8 protein-coding genes and 3 pseudogenes are annotated in these 19,744 nt (G+C 53.4%); 6 read left to right on the forward strand and 5 right to left on the reverse strand.

Features of this window, described 5'->3' with window-relative positions:
- Positions 1–38 precede the first annotated feature (38 nt).
- From CIG75_RS10355 to CIG75_RS21430, 5 genes and pseudogenes are all read left to right on the forward strand, one after another.
- A pseudogene (locus tag CIG75_RS10355) lies at positions 39–10,922 on the forward strand (amino acid adenylation domain-containing protein); the annotation flags it as partial.
- Positions 10,923–10,997: 75 nt separating this feature from the next.
- Positions 10,998–12,719 (forward strand): annotated as a pseudogene (locus CIG75_RS21680) (amino acid adenylation domain-containing protein); the annotation flags it as partial.
- Between the two features lie 90 nt (positions 12,720–12,809).
- Positions 12,810–13,595, forward strand: a pseudogene (locus CIG75_RS21685) (thioesterase domain-containing protein); the annotation flags it as partial.
- Positions 13,596–13,672: 77 nt separating this feature from the next.
- The gene (locus CIG75_RS10360; RefSeq protein ID WP_094236602.1) at positions 13,673–14,362 is read left to right on the forward strand and encodes a tryptophan 2,3-dioxygenase family protein; all 690 of its coding nucleotides are present in this window, start codon (positions 13,673–13,675) and stop codon (positions 14,360–14,362) included.
- A 45-nt stretch (positions 14,363–14,407) separates the two neighbouring features.
- Positions 14,408–14,533 (forward strand): hypothetical protein, encoded by a 126-nt coding sequence (locus CIG75_RS21430; protein ID WP_265415029.1) that lies wholly within the window; start codon positions 14,408–14,410, stop codon positions 14,531–14,533.
- A 542-nt stretch (positions 14,534–15,075) separates the two neighbouring features.
- On the opposite strand, the gene CIG75_RS10365 is transcribed toward CIG75_RS21430, so the two are convergent.
- Both CIG75_RS10365 and CIG75_RS10370 read right to left on the reverse strand, forming a co-directional pair.
- Complete coding sequence (locus tag CIG75_RS10365; protein ID WP_094236603.1) at positions 15,076–15,435, reverse strand: VOC family protein; 360 nt, start codon at positions 15,433–15,435, stop codon at positions 15,076–15,078.
- A gap of 142 nt (positions 15,436–15,577) precedes the next feature.
- Positions 15,578–16,003, reverse strand: a complete 426-nt coding sequence (locus tag CIG75_RS10370) for a DoxX family protein (protein WP_094236604.1) — start codon at positions 16,001–16,003, stop codon at positions 15,578–15,580.
- Positions 16,004–16,195: 192 nt separating this feature from the next.
- Here CIG75_RS10370 and CIG75_RS10375 point away from each other — a divergent pair, with 192 nt between their 5' ends.
- Complete coding sequence (locus CIG75_RS10375; RefSeq protein WP_094238404.1) at positions 16,196–16,714, forward strand: helix-turn-helix domain-containing protein; 519 nt, start codon at positions 16,196–16,198, stop codon at positions 16,712–16,714.
- Between the two features lie 438 nt (positions 16,715–17,152).
- Here CIG75_RS10375 and CIG75_RS10380 read toward each other — a convergent pair whose 3' ends face one another.
- The 3 genes from CIG75_RS10380 to CIG75_RS10390 all read right to left on the reverse strand — a co-directional run bounded on the left by CIG75_RS10380 (position 17,153) and on the right by CIG75_RS10390 (position 19,713).
- Positions 17,153–17,845, reverse strand: a complete 693-nt coding sequence (locus CIG75_RS10380) for a LexA family transcriptional regulator (protein WP_094236605.1) — start codon at positions 17,843–17,845, stop codon at positions 17,153–17,155.
- A gap of 5 nt (positions 17,846–17,850) precedes the next feature.
- Positions 17,851–18,732 carry an acyl-ACP desaturase gene (locus CIG75_RS10385; protein ID WP_094238405.1) on the reverse strand — a complete coding sequence of 294 codons (882 nt, stop codon included), beginning with the start codon at positions 18,730–18,732 and terminating at the stop codon, positions 17,851–17,853.
- 456 nt (positions 18,733–19,188) lie between these two features.
- Positions 19,189–19,713, reverse strand: coding sequence for a hypothetical protein (locus tag CIG75_RS10390; RefSeq protein WP_094236606.1), 525 nt, complete (start codon positions 19,711–19,713; stop codon positions 19,189–19,191).
- Between the last annotated feature and the right edge of the window lie 31 nt (positions 19,714–19,744).

Genomic DNA, 19,744 nt, shown 5'->3' on the forward strand with positions numbered 1-19,744 from the left:
AGCCGATCGAAACCCGCATCCCGAAACGCGCAGAAAAGATGTACGCACCGTTGTCATTTGCCCAGCAACGGCTCTGGTTGCTCGATCGGCTTCTCCCAGACGGTTCTGTGTACAACATGCCGTTCGCAGTTCGTTTGACAGGACGCCTTGATCGGGCAGCGCTCCAACAGGCGCTTGTGCAGATCATCGCTCGACATGAATCGCTGCGCACTTCCTTCATCGAACGAGATGGTGAGCCGATGCAGATGATCAGCGAACAGATCGGACTGGATCTCTCAAGCGTCGATCTATCTGCACTCTCAGCAGCAGAACAGGAGCGCGCAGTTCAAATGCAGGTAAAAGAGTCTGCCAGCAAGAGATTTGATCTGCGCAGTGGCAGACCGATACGCTGTACACTGCTTTCCATCGGAGAGGAGGAGCATATTTTGCTCCTCGCTCTTCATCACATCGTCGGCGATGCTTGGTCGATCAGCATCTTGATCAAAGAGTTTTCTCAACTCTATGAGGCCTTCTCCTCCGATCAAAGCTCACCGCTCGCCGAGTTACCTGTACAGTATGGAGATTATGCTGCGTGGCAACGCGCAAACGCAAACGGGGAAGAATGGCAGGGTCAGCTCGCCTATTGGATCGACCGTCTCGCTGACAGGTTGCCTGTGCTGGATCTTCCTGCTGACAGACCCCGTCCGGCCATTCAGAGCTATCGCGGAGCAAAGGAGCGCTTTCACCTTGCTTCCGAGCTGACGCAACAGCTTCGAGCTTTCAATCAAAAGTCGGGGCTGACGATGTTCATGACGTTACTCGCAAGTTTTTTCACCTTTCTGCACCGCTATAGCGGTGCAGAAGACCTAGCAGTCGGAACGCCGATCGCCGGGCGGCGAGCGCGGGAGACGGAAGACTTGATCGGTTTTTTTGTGAACACGCTCGTCATGCGGCAAAAAGTGTTGCCGCGCATGACGTTTGAACAGCTCGCTCGCGAAGTGTATGCGCTGGCGATCGATGCGTTCGCAAACCAAGACATTCCGTTCGATCTGCTCGTCCAACAGCTGCAACCGGAGCGCGACTTGAGCCGCTCTCCGCTCGTGCAGGTGATGTTTACCTTGCAAAACGCTCCTGTCAGCAACATCGAATTGTCAGGGCTGGTCTTGACTCCTGTCGAACAGGAACTCGAAAGCGCCAAATTCGATCTTACGCTGTCCGTTGTGGAAGGGGAGCAGGATCTGGTCTGCACGTTTGAGTACAATACCGACTTGTGGGATCGCGCGACGATCTTGCGGATGATTTCTCAGTTTCAAAACTTGCTGACAGACATCCTCACAGATCCGTTGCGACCGATTGAGCATCTTGAGGTGCTCACAAAGCAGGAGCGTTACACGCTCCTTCAGGAGTGGAACAACACGGAGTGTGAGTTCCCTCAAGCACCGTTGCCTGTGCAATTTGACGAACTGGCGGCCCTATATCCTGATCGCATCGCAGTCTCGACCGATGAGGAAAGCGTGACCTATCGTGAACTGCAAGCTCGGGCAAACCGGGTCGCGCATCAACTCCTCGCTGACGGAGTCGGACCCGGTCAGATCGTCGGGATCCTGCTCAAGCGAAGCATCGAGGGCATAGTTGCGATTCTTGGCGTGTTAAAAGCGGGCGCTGCCTATCTGCCGCTCGACCCAGACTACCCAAAGGATCGGCTCAATTATATGTTGCAAGACAGCAGCGTGAAGCGATTGATCACAGATCGCCTCCAACCGGGCATTCCTTCTCATCTGTTCGACCATGTGACCTATCTGGACCAGATTCAGTTGCAAACACCTTGCGATTCTCCGGTCGTCTCAGCTTCATTAGATGATCTCGCCTACGTGATCTACACATCAGGTTCGAGCGGACAACCGAAAGGAACGTTGCTTCGACAGGTCGGGGTTTCCAACCTAGCCGCGTGGAAGCGGACAGAATTTAACTATTCGGAGCAGGAGATCATCTTGCAGTTTTCCTCGTTCAGCTTTGACGCTTCGGTCGAGGAGATTTTCTGTACGCTGCTTTGTGGGGCGCATCTGCATCTCCTCTCCGACGAGGCACGAATTTCTGCGGAGGAGTTTGCAAAGTCGGTCGAGCGAACGAAAGCGACCGCCGTCACCGTGCCAACCGCTTTTTTCCGTCTGCTCGCAGAGTCTTTCTCGAACGAATGGCAGTACAAGCTGCACTCGTTGCAAAAAATATTTGTGGCAGGGGAAGCGTTGGCTGGTCACGCGGTAGACAGCTGGCAGCAGCGTATGGGCACGCGCATCGAAATAATCAATGCGTACGGCCCAACAGAAAGCACCGTCTGCGCGACTGCGTACCGCATTCCAGATCGGTGGCAAAAAGGATCTGCGCCCGTTCCGATCGGTAAAGCGCTTCCGAATGTGAAGACGTACATCCTCGGAGCAAACGGTCAACCCTGCCCGATCGGTGTTCCAGGCGAGCTTCATCTCGCGAGCTGCGGGCTTACCGTCGGATATCTCGATCAGCCTGCACTCACGCAGCAGGTCCTTTTGCCAAATCGATACACAGATCTTTATGGAGGAACGCTTTACAAGACGGGAGACCTTGCTCGCTACTTGCCAGATGGAAGGATCGAATATCTCGGACGGGTCGACAAGCAGATCAAAGTGCGCGGATTTCGCATCGAACCGGGGGAGATCGAAGCTGTCCTTGCCTCACATCCCGATGTTCGAGAAGCGGTCGTAGTCCTCAAAGAGGTGTCGGGTGAAAAATGTGTCATCGCCTACTTGGTGACATTCGAGAACAAGGATTGGCGCGAATGGCTCCTCGCGAAAGTGCCCGATTATCTGGTGCCTTCCTTCTTTGTCGAACTTCAGGAATTGCCGCTCACCGCAAACGGGAAAGTGGATGAGAAAGCGCTCCCGATGCCAGAATCGAAAAGCGATCGCCATCGGAGAAGCGAAACGAATCGACCGTTGGAAGAGTTGATCGCCGGGGTATTTGCTCACGTATTGCAGCGAGAACATGTCTCGCCAGATGACAATTTCTTCTCACTCGGAGGCCACTCTTTGCTGGCAACACAAGTTATCACTCGCTTAAATGAGCTGTTTCGCGCCGACTTTCCGCTGCGATTGCTCTTCGAATTCCCGACGGTCTCTCGATTGGCAGAAAAAATTGATCGCTTGCAGCAGACTGGTCTGCAAGCGCAAACCCTTGCGATCACCCCCGTTTCCCGCGAAGAAGCGCTGCCGCTTTCCTTCGCCCAACAGCGGATGTGGATGCTCGACCAACTGCTTTCCGATCGCACTGTCTACTCGATCCCGATCGCGGTTCGACTGCAAGGGGATCTACGAGCGGACGCAGTTGAACAAGCGCTTAACAAATTGATCGCGCGTCATGAAGCGCTCCGCACCACTTTTTCTGAACGGGCGGGGGAGCCGGTACAAAGGATCGAACCCTTTCAACCGCGAGAACTTCCGCTGCTCGATCTGAGTGAATGCTCGCCAGGACAGCGGGAGGAAGAGGTCAGACGCCTGATGCAAGGGGAAGCCTCACAGCCGTTCGATCTGCAGACAGGTCCACTGTTTCGCAGCCGATTGCTGAAGCTCGAAGAGCAGGAGCATGTCCTGCTACTCAACATGCATCACATCATTTCTGACGCTTGGTCGATGAACGTTTTCGTCAAAGAATTCACTTCGTTCTACGCAGACTGTCGCGAGGGGAATGCAGCATCGATTCCAGACCTGCCGATTCAGTACGCAGATTATGCGACACATCAACGCCGCATGCTCCAAGGCGAGATGATGGAGCAACAGTTGAATTACTGGCGGAATCATCTCTGTGGAGAGTTACCCCTCTTGCAACTCCCGACAGATCGGCCGCGCCCGCCTGTACAAACACACGAGGGAGGCGCTGTGCGATTCGAGCTCGACGCAGAGCTGACCGAACGATTGCTCACACTCAGCCGTCATTGCGGTGCAACTTTGTTTATGACATTGCTCGGCGGGTTTCAAAGTTTGCTCGCTCGCTACAGCGGTCAAACGGACATCATCGTGGGGACACCGATCGCCGGAAGACGTCAGCAAGAGACCGAAGGGCTGATCGGCTGTTTCGTGAACACTTTGGTCATGCGAACAGACCTCGCAAACGATCCGTCGTTTGCGGAGACGATCGGTCGCGTGCGGGAAGTCGCCCTCGGCGCCTATGCTCATCAGGATGTGCCGTTCGAAAGGCTGGTTGAAGAGTTCCATCCCGAACGAGATCGCAGCCGTTCTCCGATCTTTCAGGTGATGTTTTCGCTCCAAAACACGCCCGCATCTGATGTCCATCTGTCCGATCTGACGTTGAGTGTCCTGCCGGCGGAGGAGAGAAGTGCCAAGTTCGACCTCACGCTCGCGATGACACAGCTGCCGAGCGGACTTGCTGGGTCGATCGAATACAGCACCGACCTCTTCGACCGCGCTACCATCTCGCGGATGATCGCCCACTTCGAAAACCTGTTGCGCTCGGCTGCTCATGACGCTGGCCAAAGACTGTCGGAGCTGAGCCTGCTGTCTGAACAAGAGCGTCATCAACTGATCTGCGAGTGGAACCAAACTGATGTGGACTATCCACAGGATGTGTGCCTGCATCAGCTGATCGAAGAGCGAGTCCGAAAGACTCCGGCTGCAACCGCGCTCGTCTTTGGCGATCAGACCCTAAACTTTTCTGCATTGAACGATGCTGCAAATCGCCTCGCGATTCGTCTGCGTCAGGAAGGTGTGGGACCGAACCTGTTCGTCGGAATCTGCATGGATCGCTCCGATCAGATGATCATCGCAATGCTTGCCATCCTCAAAGCGGGAGGGGCATATGTGCCGCTCGATCCGACATATCCGCAAGAGCGCCTCGCGTTTATGATCGAGGATTCGAAGCCAGTTCTGATCGTCGCCCAATCACGATTTTCCCACCTGTTCACATCGTGTGCGGCGACCGTTCTTTACATCGACCAGGAGCAGACGCTCTCTTCGCCAGAACCTGCGGAGCGCATCGCGGTCGCCGTTTCATCAGACTTGCCTGCCTATATGATCTATACTTCTGGATCCACCGGAAAGCCGAAAGGTGTGATGATCTCACATCGTTCGATCGTCAACCAGCTGTTATGGCTGATCGATACGTACAACTTTGCGGCAGAAGATCGCATCCTGTTGAAAACACCAACTTCGTTCGACGCGTCCGTCTGGGAGATTTTCGCACCTCTCGCCTCCGGTGCTCAGCTGATCATCGCACCAGATTGGCAGCAGGACGTTCAATTGCTGTCAGCTGCGATCACGCGCCATGCGGTGACCGTTTTGCAAGTCGTGCCCTCTTTGCTTCGGACTTTGCTTGAACAGGAGATGCTTCCTGTCACCGGCATTCGACATGTGTTCTGCGGCGGTGAAACTTTGCCCAAAGAGGTCGCAGAACAGTTTTTCGACCGATGCGAGGCCAAGCTGCACAATCTCTACGGTCCGACGGAGACAACGATCAACGCGATCGCTTGGGAGTGTGAACGACAGAGTGAAAGCACGATCGTACCGATCGGCCGACCTGTAGCCAACACCCGCGTGTATCTGTTCGATCAGCATCAACAACCTGTGCCGATCGGCGTTGCTGGAGAGTTGTATATCGGAGGGCGTGGAGTGGGGATCGGATACTTCAATCGCCCGGAGCAAAATGAGCGATCTTTTCTGCCCGACCCTTTCTCATCTCATGCTCAGGATCTTCTGTACAGGACGGGAGATCTTGCTCGCTATCGACCAGATGGCACCCTCGAATCGCTGGGTCGCCTCGATCATCAGGTGAAAATTCGAGGATTCCGCATCGAGCTCGATGAGATTCGAGAAACGTGCTTGCAGCACCCTTTGCTCAGCGATGCGCTCGTGCTGGCCAAAGATTATGAAGGTGGAGATAAGCGCTTGATCGCTTATTATGTTCCGCAGGAAGGGAGCCTGCTCAAAGCTGAAGATGTGCGCCAACATCTGGCTGACAGCTTGCCCGCGTACATGGTTCCATCCCGCTATATTCGGATGGAGCGAATGCCGCTCCTACCAAACGGAAAGATCGATCGAAACGCTCTGCCTACACCCGATCAGCTTGCGGGGGAGCGAGACAGCTTCGTACCGCCAAGAACGCCGACCGAAGAGCTGATCGCCGGAATCTGGCAAGAGTTGTTAGCCTTAGAGCAGGTGAGCGTGCACGACGATTTCTTCTTGCTCGGCGGTCACTCGCTGCTCGCGACACAGGCGCTTCTCAGAATGAATGATGCATTTGGCGTCAATCTCAAATTGCGGGTTCTCTTCGATCATCCGACGATCTTTGCGCTGTCCAAACGGGTCGAAGAGATGCGACATAGAGAACAGGGGAGCGGTGAGCAAAGCATCGTCCCGTCGTCGCACGACCAGCCGATTCCGCTTTCGTTCGCACAGCAGAGGCTTTGGGTGTTGGAACAGTTTCTGCCAGACACCGCCCTGTATAACACGCCCTATGCGCTGCGTCTGCGTGGCAATCTGAACACATCCGCCATGGAGTGGAGTTTCGACAAGATCATCGAACGTCATCAAGTGTTGCGAACCACATTTGTTGAAACGGAAGGAAGCGTGTACCAGTCGGTTGCCAGCAGGATTGAATTGCCGTTTTCAAAAGTGGATCTGCGCGACGTCGACCATCCGAACCGGGAAGCGAAGATGAACGAGCGGGTTCGAGCTGCGATCGAACAGCCATTCGACCTGCAGCGAGGCCCGTTGATCCGGGTGCTCCTGCTCCAGTTGGAGCAAGACGAACATCTGCTGGTGGTGAACATGCATCATATCGTGTCTGACGGTTGGTCGATGAAAATATTGCTGGAAGAGTTTGTCGCTTTTTATCGGGCATTCATTGAGAACGAGCAACCTTCGCTCGCCGAATTGCCGATTCAGTATGCCGACTATGCACAGTGGCAGCGAGATCGAATGCAGGGGGAGCATCTGGAAGCGCAATTGTCCTATTGGCGAGAACAGCTCCGTGGTGAGCTACCCGTTTTGCAGCTGCCGACCGACCGCCCACGACCACCTCAGCAGACATTTAGTGGGGCATCGAAGAGCTTTGCCGTCCCTCGTGCAACGCTTGAGGCACTGCGCAAACTGTCGCATCAGCGCAGCGCCACTCTATTCATGACTCTGCTCGCCACGTACAAGACGCTCTTGTATCGTTACTCCGGGCAAGAAGACATCTGCGTCGGAACTCCGGTGGCCGGCCGCTCGCGACAGGAAGCAGAACACCTGATCGGTATTTTTATCAACACGCTGGTGTTGCGCACCCACGTGTCAGGCGATTTGACCTTTGAGGAATTGTTGCACCGCGTGCGAGAGACGGCACTGTCCGCCTACATGCACCAAGATGTGTCGTTCGAACGGCTTGTCGAGGAGTTGCAACCAGAGCGCGACATGAGCCGATCTCCGTTGTTCCAGACGATGTTCGTTTTCCAAAACACGCCCGACGCGGAAGTTGAACTGCCGGGAATCATCGCTCAGCCGCATCCGTTTGATCACGCCGTGGCCAAGTTTGACCTAACGTTCGCCATCGGTGAGCATGAACAAGGGCTGTCCGGAATGATCGAATACAACACCGACCTATTTGATGAAGCCACGATCGACCGGATGATCGGCCATTTTCAGACCCTGCTCCATCAAATTGCCGAACAACCGGCTCAACGTCTCCCTCAACTGCCGATGCTTCTCGAAGCGGAGCGGAACCAACTGCTCATCGAATGGAACGACACGCAGATCGAATTTCCTCGCGATCGAACGATTCATGAGCTGTTTGATGAACGGGTCGCCTTGCATCCGAATCGGATTGCCGTCTCTGATCGAGAGGGACGTCTCACCTACCAGGAGCTTCAACAGCAGTCCGACCGCTTGGCACACTGGCTGAGCGACCACGGTGCAAAAGCGAATCAAATCGTGGGCATGATGATGAACCGAAGCAGACATGCACTGGTCGCCATCCTCGGCATCTTAAAGTCGGGTGCTGCCTACTTGCCGATCGACCCGGAGTATCCGCAAGAGCGGATCGCCTACCTGCTTGAAGACAGCGGGGCTCGTCTGATCGTCACGGAACAGGCCCTGCTCGACAAGATCGGGGATACAAATAAAACGCTGTTGTGCGTCGAGGACACTCCTGCTCAGCCGCTCACTCGATTGGAGCCAGGTTGTACCGCCGAAGATCTAGCCTATGTCATCTACACATCCGGCTCGACAGGGCGACCGAAAGGCACGCTGATCCGCCATATCGGCGTTGTCAACCTCGCACAATTTAAAGGAAGAGAGTTTGCTTACTCGGATGAAACGGTGTTGCAGTTCTGCTCTTTCAGTTTCGATTCTTCCGTCTGGGACACACTTTGCGATTTGCTTAACGGGGTTCACGTTCGCATCTTAGCTGGAGAGGAGCGCCATTCCATTCAAGAGTTTGCGAACGTCGTAGCGGAGACAAAGGCGACGATGACGGCGCTTCCCGCCTCATTTTTCCACCAGTTGGGCAATTTCTTGAGCGCAGAAGACGCTGCGAAGTTTGCCACGCTCAAGCGCGTCTTCGTGACCGGTGAAGCGTTGACCGGTGAAGCTGCGAGAGCTTGGCAACGTCACTTTGGCGATCAGATTGAGATCATCAACGGCTATGGGCCGACCGAAGCGACGATCGGTGCCACGACGCACCGCGTGCGCGCGCTGATTCCTGCGGATCAGATCTCCATCCCGATCGGGCGACCGATGCCCAACATCGAAGTTTTCATTCTCACAGCTGCTCAGGAGCTCTGTCCGATCAATATCATAGGGGAAATCTATATCAGCAGCGTTGGGCTCGCTACCGGATATCACAACTTGCCAGAGAAGACGGCAGAAGTCTTCCTGCCGCACCCCTTCTCGGCAGATCCGGGTGCACGGGTCTACAAGACGGGGGATCTCGGGCGTTATCTGCCCGATGGACGAATCGAGTATATGGGACGTGTAGACGATCAAGTGAAAATACGCGGTTTTCGTGTGGAACTAGGGGAGATTGAAGCGGTTCTTGCCGCTCATCAGGAGGTTAGCAGCACGGCGGTGCTCGCGCTCGATGACGAAGCAGGTTCGAAGCGATTGGTCGCGTACGTCGTGCCAACAGAAGATTCTGCGATGAAAAGCACCGAATTGAGAACGTTTCTGCTCTCGCGCTTGCCAAGCTATCTAGTGCCACCCGTCTTCCTCATGCTCGATCAGATGCCGCTCACACCAAATGGCAAGATCGACCGCAAATCGTTGCCGCTACCTGATGCGTCACAGCTGGCCGGAACTTCCAACTACGAACCGCCCCGGACTTCGCTCGAACGAGAGATCACGAGCATCTGGGCCGAAGTGCTCGGCATTCCGCTCCTCGGCGTTCATGATAACTTTTTTGATCTCGGCGGCCACTCTCTGCTTGCGACTCAGATTCTGTCCCGCATCCAGAGCGCGTTTCAGTTTCAGATTCCATTGCGCAGCCTGTTTGAAAGCCCGACGGTCGCCCAATTTGCAACGCATCTGATAGAGGTAGGGAATCGAGCGGACTTATCGTCATCCCATCTGCGCGTGCAGATCCCAAAAGCGTCTCGTGAACACCACCTGCCGCTTTCCTTTGCTCAACAGCGGATGTGGGTGCTCGATCGCTTCTTGACCGACCGATCTGCTTACAACGTTCCGTTGATCGTGCAACTGGACGGACCTTTGAACATTCAGGCGCTCGAGGCGAGCCTCAACGCGCTGATCGTTCGCCATGAGACGCTGCGGACGACGTTCGCAGAGGTGGAAGGGCAGCTTGTACAGATCATCGCTGCTGGTCTTGAGCTCCCCTTAGCGCTGGTCGACCTTTCAGAGTTCCCGCTGGGGGTGCGCAGTCAAGAAGCGACAAGGTTGATCGAGCAGGAGGTTTCGTGTCCGTTCGATCTAAACGAAGGACCGTTGATTCGCTTTCACCTCCTGAGACTCGAAGACCAAGCGCATATCCTCGTTTTGAATTTGCATCACATCGTCACCGACGGTTGGTCGCTGAACATTTTTGTGCAAGAGGTGGCCAGCTTCTACGATGCATTCACAAATGGGGAAGAAGTGAAGCTTCCAGAACTTCCGATTCAATACGGTGATTATTCTGCATGGCAACGACACCCTGAGCAAGCGGAGATGCTCAAGCAACAGCTTGCCTATTGGCAGCATGCGCTTCGTGGCGATCTGCCCGTTTTGCACCTGCCGACCGACCGCCCGCGTCCAGCACAGCAAACGCACCTCGGAGGACTCGAGCGCTTCTCTGTTCCTCAAGAGATCGCGACCGCTCTGCGCAGTTTAGGACAAGAACGAGCGGCCACCCTGTTCATGACATTGCTTGCCGCCTTTGCAACGTTGTTGCATCGCTACACCGCACAATCGGACATCTGCATCGGCACGCCAGTTGCGGGGCGTCAGCATCCGGAGACGGAAGGATTGATCGGCTGTTTCCTCAACACTCTCGTCCTGCGCACCGACCTCTCGGATGATCCGAGCTTCGCCGGATTGGTCGATCGGGTGCGCGAAACGGCTCTCGGCGCATTTGCGAATCAAGATGTGCCATTCGAATCGTTGGTCGAAGCGCTCCAGCCGGAACCAGATCTCAGTCGAACGCCCTTGTTCCAAGCGATGTTCACTCTGCAAAACGCTCCGCAGTCGCAGATTGACTTGCCAGAGTTGACAATCCGTCTGCTGGATGCTGAGCATCATGTTGCAAAATACGATCTGCATCTGACTGTCACCGAGCAAACGGAGCACCTTAGCGGTTCGTTCGTGTATAATGCTGATCTCTTTGACCGAGAGACCATACTGCGGATGAAACAGCACTTCCTCAACCTGCTCAGCGAGGCGATCACAGATTCGCAGAAACGAATCTCACAGCTCGCCATGTTGTCGACAGCAGAACGATCCGAACTGATCGCCACACCTGCTGTAACTGAGCGGGAAGTGTCGCATTGGACACTGCATCAACAGTTTGAAGCGATTGTGGATCGAGCGCCCGACCGGGTTGCGATCGTCTGTGAGTCGAACTCCCTGACCTATCGGGAGCTGAATGAGCGCGCCAACCGGGTCGCCGCACATCTGCTGTCGCTCGGGGTACAGCCCAACACGCTCGTCGGCCTCTGCACCGAGCGCTCGCTGGATCTGGTCATCGGTCTGCTCGCCATCCTCAAGGCGGGCGGTGCGTACGTCCCACTCGATCCTGCCTATCCGGCCGATCGACTCGCGTTCCTGCTTCAAGATGCCAGCCTTTCGATCTTGCTGACACAACAGCATCTGCTCGACGCGCTTCCGGCTCACCGTGCACAGGTCGTCTGTCTGGATGATCACGCTCTGTTCGCTACCGCAAGCGCTGACAATCCGCACAGCGGCGCGACGGCGGAAAGCATCGCCTATGTGATCTACACCTCCGGATCGACCGGACAACCCAAAGGCGTGCCGATTCCGCATGCGAACGTCATCCGCCTGTTCACGTCGACCGCACATTGGTTCCCTTTTGCAGAAGATGATGTCTGGACGCTCTTCCACTCCTTCTCGTTCGACTTCTCCGTCTGGGAGCTGTGGGGCGCGCTCTTGCACGGAGGGAAGGCGGTGATCGTTCCTTACTGGATCAGCCGCTCGCCCGATGCGTTCTTGCATCTGCTCGCCTCCGAGCGGGTGACGGTGCTCAACCAAACGCCTTCCGCCTTCCGTCAACTCATGCAAGCGGAGGCGGCAGAATCGGATCTGCAAGCGCTGTCCCTGCGCTGGGTGATCTTCGGCGGCGAAGCGCTCGATCTGCCCGCGCTGCGCCCCTGGTTCGACCGTCATGGCGACCAGAGCCCGCAGTTGATCAACATGTATGGCATCACCGAGACGACCGTCCACGTCACCTATCGTCCCTTGAAGAGCGAGGATACGATGCGGGCCAACAGCGTGATCGGACATCCGATCCCCGACCTTGAGGTGTACGTGCTCGACCCGCATTTGGAGCCGGTGCCGATCGGCGTAGCGGGAGAGCTCTATGTGGGTGGGGCAGGGGTGGCACCAGGCTATCTCCATCGGCCAGAGTTGACCGTCGAGCGGTTTCTGCGCCATCCGTTCCACGCCGACCCGCAAGCTCGCCTCTACAAGACGGGCGATCTGGCGCGCCGCCTGCCGAGCGGAGAGTTGGAATACCTCGGACGGATCGACCACCAAGTGAAAATCAGAGGATTCCGCATCGAGCTCGGCGAGATCGAATCGCGGATCGGAGAACATCCAAGCGTGCGCGAGACGGCCGTGCTGGTGCAAGAAGATCGGCTGGAAGACAAGCGGATCGTCACCTATGTGGTTCCCCATGTCGGTTCCGAACTGCAGCCGAACGACCTGCTCGCCTACACCAAAGCGCATCTGCCAAAATACATGGTTCCATCCGCCTTCGTGCTGCTTGACGCTCTGCCGCTCACGCACAACGGCAAGCTGGATCGGAACGCATTGCCAGAACCTGAAGTTCACCACGCGCATCGTTTGTACGTGTCGCCAAGAGACGCGATCGAACTAAAATTGAGCTTTATGCTTGGGGAATTGCTCAACCTGCAGCAGGTCGGAATCAGAGACAATTTCTTTGAGCTCGGTGGGCATTCGATCTTAGCAGTTCGCTTGTTGGCTGAGATCAAACAAGAATTCGGACAAAGCATTCCGCTCGTCGATCTTTATCAAAACAGCACGATCGAACATATCGCCGGGTTGCTTCGACAAGCGAGCTCGCTTCCCCAGATGTCATCTCTCGTTCCATTAAAAACAAAGGAAGAGGGCACCCCACTGTTCCTCGTGCATCCCGGAAGTGGAATCGTGCAGAACTACTTGCCATTAGCATCTGAGCTGAACTTCCCAGCGGTTTATGCACTCCAATCGAGGGGACTACACGATGACGAGGAACTACTGCTCACAATTGAAGACATGGCGGATCACTATCTCTCGGAGATTCGAGAAGTTCAGCCGCATGGACCATATCTGCTCGGAGGTTGGTCGCTTGGAGGAGTGATCGCGTTTGAAATGGCGAAGCGGTTGCAGAAAACAGGGGAGGAGGTCGCATTGCTTGCACTGTTTGATACACCTTCTCCACGTCGTGTTCTAGAAGAGATCGATGAAATGGACGACTTGGAGCTCCTGCTTTCGATGGCAGAGGAGATCGCGGGCCAACTCGGGATCGAGATGTCCGATTTTCGCAAGCAGGTTGAAAAAAGGGGAGCAGAGGAAGGGCTTGTCCAGCTTCACAGCATGGCTGTCGAAAAGCACTTGCTTCCACCAAATTTCAGCCTGACACAACTGATTCGTTACTTCGATGTGTATCGGGCAAACGTGAAAGCGCAAGGGAAGTACGCCTCCCCAGAAGAGAGTTGCGTACCTGCAATCGCTCTGTTTAAAGCGAAGGAGGAGGAGTCGACGATCTACAGCGATTCTGCTTATGGGTGGCACGTTTTTGCCAAGGAGGTCAAAGTCTACGAAATACCCGGTGGGCATCACTCGATGATGCAAGAGCCGAACATCAAGACGTTAGCAGAGCGTTTGCAACGAACGCTTGATGAAGCGTGTGCCGTTTCCTACCAAAAATAACCGCAAATGATGCCAAAGGGTGAGCAGGAGATCGACTTACTGTGCTTGCCCTGCGGCTCCCTTCGAGGAGGATAAGGATGCAAAACCGCGAGACCGATTATGAAAAGTACATCCGTACCACAGAGCTCTTGCAACTCCAAAAGGTGGAGGGAGAATTGTGCTGTGATGATGAGCTCACGTTTCAGACTGTTCATCAAATCTCAGAACTGCATTTTAAGCTAATTCTCCAACATCTTCGCCTTGCCAAGAGCGCATTGATTGTGGGAGAGAAGCGAACTGCCAGCCGTCAACTCCATCGAGCGAACATTCACCTGCTTCATTTGCCAACCGTCTTCAAAATCTTAGAGCAGATGGAGCCGACCCATTATCATACCATCCGTCTGGCGCTCGGGAGCGGGAGCGGGCAGGACTCACCCGGTTTTAATCAAATCTTGCAAGAAGGTCCGCAGCTGTGGGAGCCGTTTGATCAACTGCTGACGACTCATTTCATTTCGCTTTTGGAGATCCACCAACAACCGGATAAACATCGAGACTTCTTTGATCTCATTCAAGAGTTGATTAACTTTGATCAAAACTTCCAGAACTTCCGCTATCAACATTTCATGCTGGTCCGTCGCATGATCGGAATCCAGACCACGAGCTTGAAAGGAGTCCCTGCCAACCAATTGCAGCGCGGTGTTCGCCAAGAGTTTTTCCCGGAACTCTGGCAAGCGATCTGTGATCAAACCGCAGCAGCAGGGAGTAGTTACAGTGCCTCTACGAGTTGAACTCGCTGAAGCGAGCAATACGCAGAACCAAGCATCTGAAGAGAGTTGAAGGTATGGTTCCTCGTGCCGCTGCGCGTGATTGACGAAGCGGTGCGCCGTATTCGAGATGGCTCGATTACCAATGTGGCCTATGATCCCAAGACGGCCAGTTTGGTCGGCCTGGCTCTGTAGAGATGAGATGCGGGAATGACGACATTATGCGTATTTTGGCCTAATCGGTGTTGTCCAAGCTAAAAAAGACTTCGCACAACAAATGGTTATTACAAGTGGTATGGAATATCAAAGCATCACAGCGACAGTTGCAAAAGAACGGCGCTATCGTATCTTGATATAACAAACACAGGCCCTCGCTGCGTTACACGAGGGCCTGTACATTCTTAAGGACAGAAGAGGACGGAAAATGCGGATCGAGTCTCAAAGATTTTACGTCCGATAATATATATTATGTTAACTAATTTGGCTAATTTCGGATTTTGTTGTCGGTTGACACAAAACCAAACTACCGACACTATTTTTTCTTCGCTCTCAAAATGAAAAAAACCGCTCAAAGTACGAGCGGTCGTCACAAATATTTTGTCACAGTTACTTTAGCCATAGTAGCACCCATGCATTTTCCAAATGCCTTGTTGAGTTGCTTACCCCAGTCGGGTGTTTCTCGCATACAGCCCCCACCGTGGTAACGAAATACAAGGTGGGAGCTGTGTGTTGCTTGCTTACACCGGGGGTTCCCATAATTCAATACGGTTCCCCTCGGGATCTAACACCCAAGCGAATTTGCCGTATTCTGGGTCCTCGATTGTATCGAGAACCTCCACGCCTTCTTCACGCAACACTTTTACCAGTTCGAGCAAATTCTCCACCCGATAATTCACCATAAACGGAGCGGTCGAAGGGGAAAAGTACTTGGTATCTTTCGGAAACACAGACCAAACGGTCTGCCCGGCAGACTCAAACACAGAACCTGGCATGTTTGTGGCCAGTTGAATACCAAGATGTTTTTCATACCAAGCCAGCAACGCCTCAGGATGCTCCGCTTTAAAAAAGATACCGCCAATTCCAGTGACACGTTTCATTGTTCTCGCCTCCAATAATTATTTTATCGGATAAGGCGAGTCAGATCAATTGCTGTGGAACGACTCGACGCAGGCATTACCGTAGCAGTTACCTTTCCTGCTCATGCTGCCTTGCACCCCATACAGTGATCATTTCATGCGATCAGTCACTTTTTCGCGATTCCCCACCGTTGAGATCGCGTTTGAAGAGAGCATCCAGCGAGAAGCCAACGCTTCCGGAGATGGCGAAGAACGCTGTGATCGCCAACAGGACAAGGTCGATCTCATAGCCTGGCAGACTTTCGGTGCCGAAGAAACCATTGCTCGATTTGGCGAAGATGATCGCACCGAGCATCAAAGCGGAGAAGGCCATCGAAATATAACGAGTCAAAAGGCCGACAATCAGCAACAGACCACCGAATAATTCCAAATTCCCGACGACGTAGGCTAGCCAGGACGGCAAACCAAGGCTGTTGAAGTAACCGCCCACGTTGCCAAGCCCCATCTGCATCTTCTGCCAGCCATGCAGCATGAACGTAAGTCCTAGTACCACGCGCAAAATCGTTGACGCGATCCTATTTTTTGTCATTGAAAAATCCTCCTCAGTTTCATCATGGTGAACTTAGTTTTGTAATACGCACAGAAATCGTATCATCCCCATCGTCTTTCTGTCAATTATTTTTTCGCTATAGACATACTAAGTTCACCATTATGAACTAGCGAAGAACTCTCCTTCTCTGCTATAGTTGGGATACAGCTAGTGGAAAGGAACGTGATCAAGTTGAATATTGGCTGCACCATTCGAGCGATCCGCAAACGGAAAGGCATCACCATCCCGCAACTTTGCGAAGGGACTGGTCTGTCGCGGGGATTCATCTCGAACGTTGAAACGAATAAAACTTCACCCTCGATCGCCTCTTTAGAACTGATCGCCAATTTTTTGAATGTCCCGATCACCTACTTTTTCCTCACCGATAAGGAACGTATGACGGTGGTACGGAAGAACGAGCGGAAAATCAAATCATTTGGCATTTTTAACATCGAATACTTGACGACTGTCGGCCCGCTTCGTGTGATGCTGGTTGCATCACAGCCTGGTGATGTGACTGGCGAAACGCACTTCCATGAAGGTCACGAATGTCACGTCGTGCTCAAAGGGCGCTATCGAGCGGAACACGGTTCCGATTCTGTCGTTCTTGAAGAAGGCGATGCTTTTTCGTGGAACGCCAGCATTCCGCACAATGTGATCAACATCGGTGATACGGAAGGTTTATTGCTGATTGCAAGCTACAAAGAATAGGCCACGAGTAAGCCACCTGTTGGCCAATCGACCGCACCCGCTTCACATTTGACGGGTCCCACCTGCACTCCCTATCACCTAGTGAAGCCCTCACCCGCTCATGAACCACAACTGTGCAACCCCAGTGTGTGCCCCTCGCACAATCATAATATAAAGTAGTTTATAATATACTCGAAAATAAAAACCTCCCCGATCTTGAAAACTTCTGTCCTGCGAGCAGCCATCATGCGCTCGCTCGCTTCCTTCCCCACTTTTCTCACATTCAATAACGGCTGTCAGGTACTGCTACCTGTGCTTCACCAAAAGCGGCTTACCCATCTCTGGACATCCGTTTTACAGGCCCTTCCCCATTCAGGATTCGTCCCACAGCACGCTTTTACACTCAGGGTATAGAAAAAAACACTCGATCCCAGTTGAGATCGAGTGTCTTGCCTTGTTTTATAGTCGAAAAGATTCTTCAATTCGCTGCCGTAAATATTCAGCCATCACTTGTACTTCCTCGTGGCTCAATTCGGCCAAGCATTCGTGAAACTGCTTGACCAGACAGCTCATCTTCGGGTCGAGTGCCTTACCGACCGAGCGCAGGACCACCCCGGAGACGGTGCCGACGAACATCGCAAGCAGCACTTCCGGTTGCTTGATCTCGAATGTGACTTCGATCACAGCCTCTTGCAACTGCTCTTCCATCTTCCCCATGTAGTGAATCAATCCACCGAGCATCCAAGCGCAAAACTCCAACTTGTGTTCGACCGGTGGAGACGCTTGTAAGATCCGACGCTGCGCCTCCCGCACGGAACGCGTTTCTAGCGCTTCAGCAATGTGGGACACCTGTTCCCGCACCGTGCTCCAATCGGCCAGCGCAGACAAACTGTTCCGAACGGGTCGGAACATCTCGCAGGCAGCCTGCGTCGGTGAATATAGCACGACGGAGCGTCCCGTTTCATTTTCGTTGACCGAATAAGAGCGGGCGAGCAGTCCGGCCTTCTCCAATTCTTTCAACACATCGTACGCTGTCCACTTACTGACACCGACAGACTCGGCGACGGACGCATAATGTACCGCCTCCCCTTCTTCTCGAAAGAGGCGGGTCAGATGTTCAAGAAACTCTAACCTTCGTTTGGTTAATTTCATCGCGATTAACCCAAACGTCTCGAGATGCGCTCCAGACGATCGCAATATTTTAAGATATCCAGACGCGCCTTCTCCGCTTCCACCGTGGTCGGGCGCAGATCTTTGATGTTCCAGTATTCGACCAATTTCATCACAACTTGGCTATAGTAATGGGACGGGCCGTACCCGACTTCTTTTGCGATCACTTTCATCCGCTCGTCGTAGTTGGGAATGTTGTTGCCAGGCATGAAGAAGCCAAGGAGCACAGGCGCCACGTACATCAAATAGTTGGGCTCCAATTCCAAGTGAGCCATGACAACATCGCGGTAGAACGCATAGTGTAACGATTCATCCTTCGCCAGACGGCGCAACAGCGCAGCGAGCGTCTCATCGTACGGGGCCGCAACTTTTGATACGTTCGTGTAGAACACCAAGGTTGCCAACTCTTGGAAGGATGCGTAGGTGATCGCTTCCAACGGTGTGGTAAAGCTCGATTCAAAACCGCTTTCGACAACCGTTTTGCGCAACTTGTGCAATTGATCGGGGTTGGCATTGCGAGTCAGCAACAGGTAGGTTTCGAGCAAGTTGCTGTGCTGATCCTCTTCAGCTACCCATGTATGAATGAATTCTTTCATTACGTCAAGAGAACCGGTAAACGTCGAACTGAGGTATGTGGTAAACCAAGGCAGGTTCACTTCGGTAAGCAACGCCGTTTCAATCGCCATGCTCACGGCCGGCGGTAGCGTCACCTGTTCAATACTCCAAGGAATTTCTTTGTAACTGCGCCCTAACTCCCACGGAACGAATTCATGATAGCTCCAGTCAATGTTAGCCGCACGTTTTTTATGCGCTTCGTACAAATCGATGATTTTCCGTTCCAGTCGCACGTCGAGGTTGGGGAGCAAGATCATTGTAAATAGATTCCTCTTTTCTTCTGTATGTTTCGATATTTTTACTAGAAGGCGTACGTATAGAAAACATACCCAAAAAAGCAAAAAGACCAAAAAGACCAAAAAACCTGTTCTTATTTTCACTTGCATCCCTCTCTGTGTCAAGGGACTAAAGACTAGCGAGCCCGAATGTTCACGGTCTTGTCAAATTCGTTCGATTGGCGATTGCTGCGCAGGTAAGGGCTGACGACCTCAAAGCAGCAAATTGATCGTGCTTTGCGTACTTGGCACGGGAGCGAAGGACTCATCTTGTTTGCGAAATGTGGCCGAATGTTTATGCGCAACTGAAACTGAAAGCGGCGTGATCTACCAGTGAGTTGCTCTGGAGATCACGCCGCTTGATCGGGTGATAGTAGGTTGTTCGCTAAGCGTTGCCTGTGCTGTCCAGCCATCGTTATGCACAGCACAACGGTGTCACACATAGTCCCAGCGGTTTTGATACTGCTTCAGCTTAGACGTCGGTAGCAGACCTTCTTTTTGATCAATGATCAACCGAATCTTTTTGATGCACTCCTCAAAAGAGGCAAAGGTGGAGATGAGGTTCGCATAACGGTCTGTCAGATACAGAAAGTACGGCGCACGGTAGCTTTCTTCAAAATAACGAACGATCAATTCGATCGGGGTATACTTTTTGCGCTTCTCCTCCCACCTGTCCACGACGAGCGGCAATGTGGAGCGCGTGTCGTTCGCCAAAGCGACCAAGTTCTTTAATCGCGTATGAAACGCTGAAACACCCGTTTCCCCCATCGTGCGCAGCGTCTTCTCATTGTGAGGGAACAGCACGATCTTCGTAAACTTTCGCGTCTCTGCCACCTCTATGATCCTCGACAACTCCTGTTCTGAAAATCCTTCAAAAGAATCGAGCACAAACAGCGTGCCTTTTTCAACCATGTCGCCGTCACTGTGCCCGTACTCGACCAATTTCGAACGTTTCGCCATCTTCGGTCACTCCTTTCGATCCATGATACAA

The organism is Tumebacillus algifaecis (assembly GCF_002243515.1).
GTDB classification, from domain to species: domain Bacteria; phylum Bacillota; class Bacilli; order Tumebacillales; family Tumebacillaceae; genus Tumebacillus_A; species Tumebacillus_A algifaecis.